This window comes from Kitasatospora sp. NPDC094019, assembly GCF_044764505.1.
Taxonomy (GTDB): Bacteria; Actinomycetota; Actinomycetes; order Streptomycetales; family Streptomycetaceae; genus Kitasatospora.
In genome coordinates, this window is record NZ_JBIWIF010000008.1 from 24,419 (window position 1) to 36,609 (window position 12,191).

The following is a 12,191-nucleotide window of genomic DNA, read 5'->3' on the forward strand; positions in this document are numbered from 1 at the left end:
GGCGAGAAGTCCCTCATCGCCTACCTGCTCCTGGCCGACGGCGTCACGCTGGACGCGGCGGCCGTGCGCGGGCACCTTGGTGCCGCGCTGCCGGAGTACATGGTTCCGGCGGCCTTCGTCGAGCTGGCCGCCGTCCCGCTGACGGCCAACGGCAAGGTCGACCTGCGCGCGCTGCCGGCGCCGGATCTGGCGGCGTTCGCGGGTGCGGCGTTCGTGGCGCCGCGCACGCCGGTGGAGGAGCGTCTCGCCGCCGTCTGGTGCGAGGTGCTGGGTCTGTCGGAGGTGGGTGTCGAGGACAGTTTCTTCGACCTCGGTGGTGACTCGATCCGGGCCGTTCGCCTGGTCGGCGCCCTGCGCGCCGCCGGGTACGACGTCTCGATCCCGGACGTCTTCCAGCTCAAGACCATCGCCGCGCTGGCCGGACGGGTCGCCGGGCAGGAGGCTTCGGTCTCCCTCGTCGAGACCGTGGAGCCGTTCGCGCTGATCGGCGGCCGGGACCGCGACCGCCTTCCGGCGGGTGTGGTGGACGCGTACCCGTTGTCGCAGGTGCAGACCGGCATGCTGGTCGAGATGCTGGCCTCCGGCGACGAGCACGTCTACCAGAACATCAACTCCTTCCGGATCCCCGACGCGCAGCCGTTCTCCGCCGAGGCGATGCGCGAAGCCGTGGACACCGTCGTGGCCCGCCACGACATCCTGCGGACCACCATGCACCTGACCGGCTACGCGCAGCCGCTCCAGCTCGTCCACGGCGAGGTCCGGATCCCGGTCGGTGTTCACGACGTCCGAGGACTGTCGGCCGAGCAGCAGACCGAGCTCGCCTTCTCCTTCGTCGACCAGGAGCGCGCCGCCGGGTTCGACATCGAGGCCGGACCGCTGCTGCGGCTCTCGGTCCACATCGAGTCGGACGCGGCCTGGCGGATGACGTTCAGTCACATCCACGCCATCACCGAGGGGTGGAGCTACCACACCCTGCTGATGGAGCTGCTGACCTGCTACCGCAGCCTGGTCGAGGGTCGCGGCGTCCCCGCGTACGAGGTGCCGGCCGTTCGTTTCGCCGACTTCATCGCAGCCGAGCAGGCTTCGCTGAGCAGCGAGTCCGACCAGTCCTTCTGGCTGGACGTCGTGGACACCCACAGCCCGGCCCAACTTCCTGCGGCCTGGGCCGAGTCGGAGGCTCCGCACGAGCCGCTGCACCTCCGGGTGCCGTACCTGGACCTGGAGGAGGACCTGCGCCGGCTCGCCGCCGACGCCAAGACCTCGCTGAAGAGTGTGCTGCTGGCGGCGCATCTGAAGGTGCTGGGGACGGTGTCGGGCGAGGAGTCGTTCCACACGGGTGTGGTGTACCACGGTCGTCTGGAGGCGCCGGGTGCGGACCGGGTGCTGGGGATGCACCTGAACACGCTGCCGTTCCCGGCAAGTCGGGGTGAGGCGCGGACGTGGCGCGAGCTGGTGGAGGGGGTGTACCGGCAGGAGACCGAGATCTGGTCGCACCGCCGGTACCCGCTGCCCGCGATCCAGCGGGCGGCCGGGAACTCGCGTGAGCTGCTGACCATCCTGTTCGAGTACCTGGACTTCCACCTGGTCGACACGGCCGCCGTGGACGTCGACGCGACGATGGTCGACGGCACCAACGAGTTCGCGCTCAACGTGGTCATCTCGCGCGGCAGCTTCGGACTCACCAGCTCGACCGATGTGGTCAGCCGGGCGAATCTGGAGCGGTTGGGCGGGATGTACCGCTCGGTGCTGGAGGCGATGGCCGGGGATCCGGACGGGGCTGCGGATGTGGTGTTCCTGTCGGACGCCGAGCGCTCGCTGCTGGACGATTGGGCGACCGGAGGCTCGGTGGAGCGGCCGGCGGGGACGGTGCTGGAGCTGTTCGAGGCGCAGGCCGTCGCGACGCCGGACGCTGTCGCCGTGATCGCGGGGGATGTTCGCCTCTCCTACCGTGAGGTGGAGGAGCGGGCGAACCAGGTGGCGCACCACCTGATCGCGGCCGGTGCGGTCGCCGACTCCCTGGTGGGCGTGTGCCTGGAGCGCGGTCCCGAGCTGGTCCCCGTCCTCCTCGGCATCTGGAAGGCCGGAGCGGCCTACCTGCCGCTGGACCCGACCCTCCCGGCCGAGCGGCGCGCGTTCATCCTGGACGACACCCGCGCGCAGATCCTCGTCACGGACAGCGTCGGTGCCTTCGAGGGCACCACGCTGCTGGTGAACGAACTGGCCGAAGGACCAATAACCGCCCCCGCCCGGGCCACGGACCCCGCGCAGCTGGCCTACGTCATCTACACCTCCGGCTCGACCGGCCGTCCCAAGGGCGTGATGATCCACCACGCCGGTCTGGCCAACTACCTGACCTGGACCGTCGACACCTACGCCTCGCACGGCACCGGCGGCGCCCCGCTGTTCTCCTCCATCTCCTTCGACCTCGGTATCCCGGACCTGTTCACCCCGCTCATCTGCGGCCAGCCGGTCACCCTGCTCCCGGATGGCATCGACACCGCGTCGCTGGGCTCCGCCCTCGCCGAGGCGGGTCCGTTCAGCTTCGTCAAGCTCACCCCCGGCCACCTCGACCTCCTCACCCACCAGCTGTCCGCCGACCAGGCCCGCGATCTCGCCGGTGTCGTCATCGCGGCGGGCGACAACTTCCCCGTCTCCCTGGCGGAGCGCTGGCAGCAGCTGGCCGGTACGGACGGCACGAAGGTGGCGACCGAGTACGGTCCCACCGAGATCACGATCGGCAACTCCGGTCTGATCATCGGCGAACTGCCGGTGACGGAGGCCATCCCGCTCGGCGCGCCGATCCCGAACACGGGCATGTACGTCCTGACCGCCGACCTCCGGCCAACCCCGATCGGTGTCGCGGGCGAGGTCCACATCGACGGCGCCGGCCTGGCCCGCGGCTACCTCGGCCGCCCCGACCTCACCGCCGAGAAGTTCCTCCCCAACCCCCACGGCCCCGCCGGCTCCCGCCTCTACCGCACCGGCGACCTCGCCCGATTCCTCCCCGACGGCACCCTGGAGACCCTCGGCCGCATCGACAACCAGGTCAAGATCCGCGGCTACCGCATCGAACTCGGCGAGATCGAAGCCCGCCTGCGCGAACACCCCCACGTCCGCGACGCCGTCGTGACCGTCCGCGCCCTCGGCACCGGCGAGAAGTCCCTCATCGCCTACCTCGTCACCACCGACACCACGACTCCCGACGTCCGGGCTTTCCTCGCGGAGTCGCTCCCGGACTACATGGTCCCGGCCGCCGTCATGGTCATCGGGAGCATCCCGCTCACCGCCAACGGCAAGGTCGACCTGCGCGCGCTGCCGGCGCCGGATCTGGCGGCGTTCGCGGGTGCGGCGTTCGTCGCGCCGCGCACGCCGGTGGAGGAGCGCTTCGCCGCGGTCTGGTGCGAGGTGCTGGGTCTGTCGGAGGTGGGTGTCGAGGACAGTTTCTTCGACCTCGGTGGCGACTCGATCCGGGCCGTTCGCCTGGTCGGCGCCCTGCGAGCCGCCGGGTACGACGTCTCGATCCCGGACGTCTTCCAGCTGAAGACCGTCGCCGCCCTCGCGGCCCGCGTCGCCGGTCAGGAGGCCGGCGAGTCGCTCGTCCGCGCCGTGGAACCGTTCGCGCTGATCGGCGACCGCGACCGGGCGGCCCTCCCGGCGGGTGTCGTGGACGCCTACCCGTTGTCGCAGGTGCAGACCGGCATGCTGATCGAGATGCTGGCCTCCGGTGACGGGCACGTCTACCAGAACATCAACTCCTTCCGGATCCCGGACGCCGAGCAGTTCGACGAGGCCGCGCTGCGGGCGGCCCTCGACACCGTCGTGGCCCGCCACGACATCCTGCGGACGACCATGCACCTGGACGGGTTCTCGCAGCCGCTCCAGCTGGTCCACGGGAGCACGCCGGTCCTGCTGGCCGTCCACGACCTGCGCGGTCTGTCGGCCGAGCAGCGGACCGAGCGCAGCCTCGCCTTCGTCGCGGACGAGCACGCGGCGGGCTTCGACCTGGCCGCCGGTCCGCTGCTGCGGGTCGCCGTGCACGTCGAGGCCGACGACGCGTGGCGGCTGACCCTCAGCCACATCCACGCGACCACGGACGGCTGGACGGTCAACTCGCTGCTGATGGAGCTGGTCGCGGTCTACCGCGACCTGCGCGACGGCCGCGAGCCGGCCGCCCGCGAGGCTCCGTCGGTCCGGTTCGCGGACTTCGTCGCCGCCGAGCTGGCCTCGCTGGCCGACCCCGCCGACCAGTCGTTCTGGCAGGGGATCCTGGACGCGCACGCGCCGATGGTGCTCCCGACCGCCTGGGCCGACACCGCCGGGACGGGCGGCACCACCCAGCTCAACGAGCGGGTGCCGTTCGCCGACCTGGAGGACGGTCTGCGCAAGCTGGCGACCAGTACCGGGACGGCTCTCAAGACCGTGCTGCTGGCCGCGCACCTGAAGGTGCTGGGCGCGCTCACGGCCGAGGAGTCCTTCCACACCGGCGTGGTCTACCACGGTCGGCTGGAGGCGCCGGGCGCGGACCGGGTGCTGGGCATGCACCTCAACACGCTCCCGTTCCCGTCCGTTCGCGGGGCGCGGAGCTGGCACGAGCTGGTCGAGGGCGTGTACGCCCGGGAGACCGAGATCTGGTCGCACCGCCGCTACCCGCTGCCCGCGATCCAGCGGGCGGCAGGGACCGACGGGGCGCAGGAGCTGCTGTCGACCGTCTTCGAGTGCCACGACTTCCACCAGGTGGACGCCGGCTCCGTGGACGTCGGCGCGACGCTCGGTGACGGTGCCAACGAGTTCGCCCTCGCGGCGATCGCGGCCGGCGGGCGGATCAACCTCGGGACGTCCGACCGGGTGATGGGCCGGGCCGACCTGACCCGTCTCGGGGCGATGTACCGCTCGGTGCTGGAAGCGATGGCGGCGGACCCGTTCGGTGACGCGACCGGTCCTGTTCTGCCGGAGGCTGACCGGGCGTTGCTGCTGGGGGCGTGGAACGCGCCGGTCGAGCGGCCGGTGACGCGGGCCGTGCACGAGTTGTTCGCCGTCGTGGCGGCTGCTTCTCCGGAGGCGGTGGCGCTGACCAGTGGGGATGTTCACCTGTCCTACCGGGAGCTGGACGAGCGGGCCAATCGGATCGCCCACCACCTGGTCGCGCTGGGCGCGGGGCCGGACGTGATCGTCGGTGTCTGCCTGGAGCGCGGTCCGGACCTGATTCCGACGCTGTTGGGTGTGCTGAAGTCCGGTGCGGCGTACCTGCCGCTGGACCCGGTGAACCCGGCCGAGCGCCTGGCCTACATGCTGGCCGACGCGCAGGCGCCGCTCCTGATCACCCACTCCGCCGTCGCCGCACCGGAGTTCACGGGCACCCGGATCGTCCTGGACCGTGACGCCGAGGCGATCGCGGCCCGCCCGGCCACCGCCCCCGTGACCGGGGTGCTGCCGGACAACCTGATCTACGTCATCTACACCTCCGGCTCCACCGGCCTGCCCAAGGGCGTCTGTCTCACCCACGCCAACGTGGCCCGCCACTTCGCCGCCACCGCCGGGCAGTTCGGCTTCTCGGCGGCCGACGTGGTCACCCAGTCGCACTCCTACGCCTTCGACGTCTCCGTCTGGGAGATGTGGAGCGCCCTGCTGCACGGCGGCCGACTCGTCGTCGTCCCGTCCGAGGTCGGCCGCTCCCCGGAGGACATGCTGGACCTGCTGGTCCGCGAGCGGGTCACCGTGCTGCTCCAGACCCCGACGGCGTTCCGCGCGCTCTCCGCCTTCGCGGCGGACGGCGACCCGCGGACGGACCGGCTGGCGCTGCGGCTCACCGGCTTCGGCGGCGAGCGGCTGGAGCCCTCGGAGCTGCGGCCGTGGGCGGCGGCGGTCGACCTGGACCGCATCGTCCCGGTCAACCTCTACGGCCCGACCGAGACCACCATGCACTGCGCCTACCATCGCCTCGGCGCCGCCGACCTGGCGCACACCGGCCGCAGCGTCATCGGCGGCCCGCTCGGCGACCTGACGGTGCACCTGCTGGACGCCGACGGGCGGTTGGTGCCGATCGGGGTGCCCGGCGAGCTGTACGTCGGCGGCCCGGCGCTGGCCCGCGGCTACCTGAACCGGCCCGGTCTGACCGCCGAGCGCTTCGTGCCGGACCCGTTCGGTCCGGCCGGCGCGCGGCTGTACCGCACCGGCGACCTCGGCCGGCGACTGGCCGACGGCGGTATCGAGTTCCTCGGGCGCCTGGACAGCCAGGTCAAGCTGCGCGGCTACCGGATCGAGCTGGGCGAGATCGAGGCGGCGCTGCGTGAGCACGTGTCGGTGCGCGACGCCGTGGTGACCGTGCACGGGACCGACGGGGGCGCGCGGCTCGCCGCGTACGTGGTCGGCGGGCCGGTCGCGGCGGAGGAGCTGCGTCGGCACCTCGGGGCGCGGCTGCCGGAGTACATGGTCCCGGCCTCGTTCACGGCGATCGAGCGGGTTCCGCTCACCGTCAACGGCAAGACCGACCTGCGGGCGCTGCCCGCGCCGGAGCAGGAGGCGTACACCCCGGACCGGTTCGTCGCGCCGCGGACGCCGCTGGAGGAGCGCCTCGCCGCGATCTGGGCCGAGGTGCTGGGCCTGGCGCGGGTCGGGGTCGAGGACAGCTTCTTCGACCTCGGCGGCGACTCGATGCGGGTGGTCGGCCTGGTCGGCGCCCTGCGTGCCGCCGGGTACGACCTGACCGTGCCGGACGTGTTCCGGCTGCGGACGGTGGCCGCGCTCGCGGCCGAGGCGGCCGGGCAGGAGGCCGGTGCCTCCCTCGTCGGGACCGTGGAGCCGTTCGCGCTGATCGGCGCCCGGGACCGGGCGGAGCTCCCGGCGGACGCGGTGGACGCCTACCCGCTCACCCAGGTGCAGACCGGCATGCTGATCGAGCTGCTGACGGCCGAGGACGCGGGGCTCTACCACAGCATCAATTCGTTCCGGATCCCCGACGGCAGCCCGTTCTCGGCGGACGCCCTGCGCACCGCGCTGGACGTGGTGACGGCCCGGCACGAGGTGCTGCGGACCTCCGTCCACCTGGACGGCTTCTCGCAGCCGCTGCAGCTGGTGCACGCCGCCGCCGAGGTGCCGCTCACGGTGCACGACCTGCGCGGCCGGGCCGAGGCGGAGCGGGCGGAGCGCGCCGCGGCGTACGTCGAGGCCGAGCGGGCGGAGGGCTTCGCGCTCACCGCCGCGCCGCTGCTGCGGATCGCCGTGCACGTCGAGGGCGGCGAGGCGTGGCGGCTGACCGCCAGCCACCTGCACGCCGTCACCGACGGCTGGACGCTGAACTCGCTGCTGATGGAGCTGCTGGAGGTCTACCGGGCCGTCCGTGACGGCCGGGAGCCGGCCGCCCACGAGCCGCCGGCCGTCCGCTACGCGGACTACGTGGCCGCCGAGCTGGCCTCGCTGGCCGACCCTGCCGACCAGTCGTTCTGGCAGGGGATCCTGGACGCCCACGCCCCGCTGGCCCTGCCCGCCGCCTGGGCGGAGGAGTCCGCGGGCACGGCCGAGCGGCACGGCGCCCGGGTGCCGTACACCGATCTGGAGGAGGGGCTGCGGCGGCTGGCCGCCGGGGCGAGGACCTCGCTGAAGAGCGTGCTGCTGGCCGCGCACCTGAAGGTGCTGGGCGGGCTCACCACGGAGGAGGCGTTCCACACCGGTGTGGTCCACCACGGCCGGCTGGAGGCGCCGGGCTCGGACCGGGTGCTGGGCATGCACCTCAACACCCTGCCGTTCCCGGCCGACCGGGGGGCCCGGACCTGGCACGAGCTGGTGGAGCGGGTGTACCGGCAGGAGGCCGAGGTGTGGTCGCACCGCCGCTACCCGCTGCCCGCGATCCAGCGGGCCACGGGCGGCGCGGCCGGGTCCGGTGGTCCGGGCCGGCTGATCACGGTGCTCTTCGACCACCAGGACTTCCACCAGGTCGACACCGGGGCGGTCGACGTCGACGCCGGTCTCGGCGACGGCGCCACCGAGTTCCCGCTCACCGCGGTGGCCGGCGGCGGGTCGCTGACCCTCAACACCACCACCGAGGTGCTCGGCCGGGAGGCGCTGGCCCGGCTGGCCGCGATGTACCGCTCGGTGCTGGAGGCGATGGCCGCCGACCCGTTCGGCGACGCCGCGGCGGTCCACCTGCCGGCCGGCGAGCGGGAGCGGCTGCTGGCGCTCGGTACGGCCACCGCGGACCGTCCCGTGCGCGGCACCCTGCACGAGGCGTTCGCCGCGCAGGCGGCCCGGACGCCCGACGCGGTCGCGCTGAGCGGCGGCGGCACCCGGCTGACCTACCGGGAGCTGAACGAGCGCGCCAACCGGCTCGCCCACCGTCTGGTCGCGCTGGGCGCGGGCCCGGACGCGGTGGTCGGTGTCTCGCTGGAGCGCGACGAGGACCTCGTCCCGACCCTGCTGGGCGTGCTGAAGTCCGGTGCGGCGTACCTGCCGCTGGACCCGGCCAACCCGGTGGAGCGGCTCGGCTACATGCTGGCCGACGCCCGCTCGCCGATCCTGGTGAGCCGGGGCGAGCCGGCGGCCCGGCTGGCGGGCTCCTTCGGGGGCGCGCTGGTGGACCTGGACGCGGAGGCGGACGCGCTGGCGGCGCAGCCGGTCACCGACCCGGTCACCGCGACCGCGCCGGACCACCTGAGCTGCGTGATCTACACCTCCGGCTCGACCGGTCTGCCGAAGGGCGTGACGCTGACGCACGGCAACGTGCTGCGGCTGTTCACCGCGATCCAGGAGCGGATGGGCTTCACCGCCGAGGACGTGAGCGCGCAGTCGCACTCCTACGCCTTCGACTTCTGCGTCCAGGAGATGTGGAGCGCGCTGCTGCACGGCGGCCGCCTGGTGATGGTGCCACCGCTGGTGGGCCGTTCGCCGGAGGACCTGCTGGACCTGCTGGTCAGGGAGCGGGTCACGGTGCTCTGCCAGATCCCGTCGGCCTTCCGCGGCCTGGCCGGGCTGGCCGGTGCGGGCGATCCGCGGATCGACGAACTCGCGCTGCGCGCCGTGGTGTTCGGCGGCGAGCGGCTGGAGGTCGCCGAGCTGCGGCCGTGGGTGGACCGGGTCGGCCTGGAGCGGACGACGCTGGTGAACCAGTACGGTCCGACCGAGATCACCGTGCACTGCACGTACCACGTGCTGCGTCCGGAGGACTTCGACCACCCGTCGCGCAGCCTGCTCGGCGCGAACCTGGACGACCTGAGCATCCACCTGCTGGACGCGAACGGGCACCTGGTGCCGGTCGGCGTGCCGGGCGAGCTGTTCGTCGGCGGCCCGGGCGTGGCCCGCGGCTACCTGGACCGGCCCGCTCTGACCGCCGAGCGCTTCGTGCCGGACCCGTTCGGTCCGGCCGGGGCGCGGATGTACCGCACCGGCGACCTCGGCCGCCGGCTGGCGGACGGCAGCATCGAGTTCCTCAGCCGGGCGGACAACCAGATCAAGATCCGTGGCTACCGGGTCGAGCTGGGCGAGATCGAGGCGGCGCTGCGCGAGTGCGTCGAGCTGCTGGACGCGGTGGTCGTGGTGCGGGCCAACCCGCAGGGCGAGAAGTCGCTGATCGCCTACGTGGTCGGCGACGGCCGGGAGGCCGATCCGGTGCAACTGCGCAAGCACCTGGCGGAGAGCCTGCCGGAGTACATGGTGCCGTCGGCCTTCGTGGTGCTGGACGCGCTGCCGCTGAACGCCAGCGGGAAGATCAACTTCAGCGCGCTGCCGCAGCCCGACCTGGCGGCCTTCGGGTCCGCGTCCTTCGTGGCCCCGCGCACACCGGCCGAGGAGCGGCTGGCCGCGATCTGGGCCGAGGTGCTGGGCCTGGCGCGGGTCGGGGTCGAGGACAGCTTCTTCGACCTCGGCGGCGACTCGATGCGGGCGGTGCGCCTGGTCGGAGCGCTGCGGGCGGCCGGGTTCGACGTGTCGATCCCGGACGTGTTCCAACTGCGCACGATCGCCGCGCTGGCCGGGAAGGCGGCCGACCTGCCGGACGGGGAGTCGCTGGTGCGGGCGGTGGAGCCGTTCGCGCTGATCGACGGGCGGGACCGGGCGAAGCTGCCGGCCGACGTGGTCGACGCGTACCCGATGTCGCAGGTGCAGACCGGCATGCTGGTGGAGATGCTGGCCGCCGGGTCGCCGCACGGGCGGAGCCTGTACCACAACCTCAACTCGTTCATGATCCGCGACGAGCGGCCGTTCGACGCGGCGGCGCTCCAGCGGGCGGTGGACACCGTGGTCGCCCGCCACGACATCCTGCGCACCTCGATGCACCTGGACGGCTTCGCCCGCCCGATGCAGCTGGTGCACGCCACCGCGCCGTACCCGGTGCGGACGGTCGACCTGCGCGGTCTGCCGACGGCGGAGCAGCTCGCGGCCAAGCGCGGATACCTGCGCCAGGAGCAGGAGTTCCGCTTCGACCTGGCGGTGGCGCCGCTGATGCGGATCTCGGCCGTGGTCGAGTCGGACGCCGCCTGGCGGCTCAACTTCACCTACAACCACGCCATTTCGGAGGGCTGGAGCTACAACTCGCTGCTGATGGAGGTGCTGGAGTGCTACCGGAGCCTGCGCGACGGTGCCGAACCGGCGCCGTACCAGGCGCCCGCCGTGCGCTACGCGGACTTCGTCGCCGCCGAGCTGGCCTCGCTGGCCGACCCGGGCGACCAGGAGTTCTGGCAGGACCTGGTGGACACCCACACCCCGGTGGCGATCCCGGAGGGCTGGGCGCGGCCCGGGGACGCGCCGCGGAGCCACGCCGTGCAGGTGCCGTTCGAGGACCTGGAGGAGGGGCTGCGCCGGCTGGCCGGTGAGGCCCGCACCTCGATGAAGAGCGTGCTGCTCGCCGTCCACCTCAAGGTGCTGGGCATGCTGTCGGCGGAGGAGTCCTTCCACACGGGTGTGGTCTACCACGGCCGGCTGGAGGCCCCGGGCGCGGACCGGGTGCTGGGCATGCACCTCAACACCCTGCCGTTCCCGGCCACCCGGGGCGGCGCGGCGACCTGGCGCGAGCTGGTGGAGCGGGTGTACGCCCGGGAGACCGAGATCTGGTCGCACCGCCGCTACCCGCTGCCCGCGATCCAGCGGGCCGCCGGGAACACCCGTGAGCTGCTCTCGATCCTCTTCGAGTACCTGGACTTCCACCATGTCGACACCGACACCGTGGACGTCGCCGAGGGTCTGAACGACGGGGTCAACGAGTTCACCCTGAACGTCGTCCCGAACCGGGGGAAGTTCAACCTCAGCAGCTCGACCGCCGTGATCGGCGCCGAGCAGCTGGACCGGCTGGGCCGGATGTACCGGCTGGTGCTGGAGGCGATGGCCGCCGACCCGGACGGGGACGCCGCCGCCTCCTACCTGCCGGAGGAGCCGGCCGCGGCCGCGACCGGGACGGCCCCGGAGCCGCTCACCCCGGAGCTGTTCGCGGCCCGGGCCGCGGCCGCCCCGGAGGCGACCGCGGTGGTCGTGGACGGGGCCGCCGTCAGCTACCGCGAGCTGGCCGCGCGGGCCGGGCGGATCGCCCGGCGGCTGCTCGCCACGGGTGTCCGGCCCGGGGACGAGGTCGGCATCGGCGGCGCCGAGCCGCTGTCCGCCCTGTACGGCATCTGGCAGGCCGGGGCGGTGTACACCGACGCGCCCGCCCCCGGCGGCCGGGTGGTGACGGACGAGCTCGCGGACGGGACGGTGAACGAGGCCGTGGACGAGCTCGTGGACGGGGCGGCCGCGCTGCCGCCCACCGCGCCGGACCGCGCCGCCTGGGTGGTCGACCGCGACGGCGAGCGGGTCACCGTGAGCCACCGGGAGCTGCACGCGCTGCTGGAGGCCGGACGGGCGACCGTCGGCTCCGGCGGCCGGGCGGCCTGGCTGGTGGCCGGGATCACCGGGGTGGACGCGCACCTGGCGCTCACCACCGGTGCCCGCGCGGTGCTCGCCCCGGACGCGGACGCCGCCGCGCTGGTCGGCCTCGTCGACCGGCAGCGGATCACCCACCTGCTGGCCGCCCCGGCCGGCTGGACCGGACTGCTGGCGGCGGGCTTCGACCACTACGCGGTCACCGCGCTGGTCGACGGCGAGCCGTCGGAGGACCTCACGGAGGAACTGCTCGACCGCGCCCAGCGGCTGATCTCCGTGCGCGGCACGGTCGTCGAGGAGATATAGGAGCCCTATAGCGCCGCTCCCGAAGATACCCGTGCATGGATTCTCCC

At 73.4% G+C, this 12,191-nt stretch carries 1 protein-coding gene (cut by a window edge); it reads left to right on the forward strand.

All coding sequences use genetic code 11. From position 1 onward, the window contains the following. Positions 1 to 12,144 carry the final stretch of a non-ribosomal peptide synthase/polyketide synthase gene (locus ACIQ9P_RS19365; protein WP_402357073.1) on the forward strand. It extends 15,549 nt beyond the left edge of the window, so 12,144 of the gene's 27,693 nt are visible here — the last part of the coding sequence; its start codon lies off the left edge, out of view; its stop codon occupies positions 12,142 to 12,144. Positions 12,145 to 12,191 lie beyond the last annotated feature (47 nt).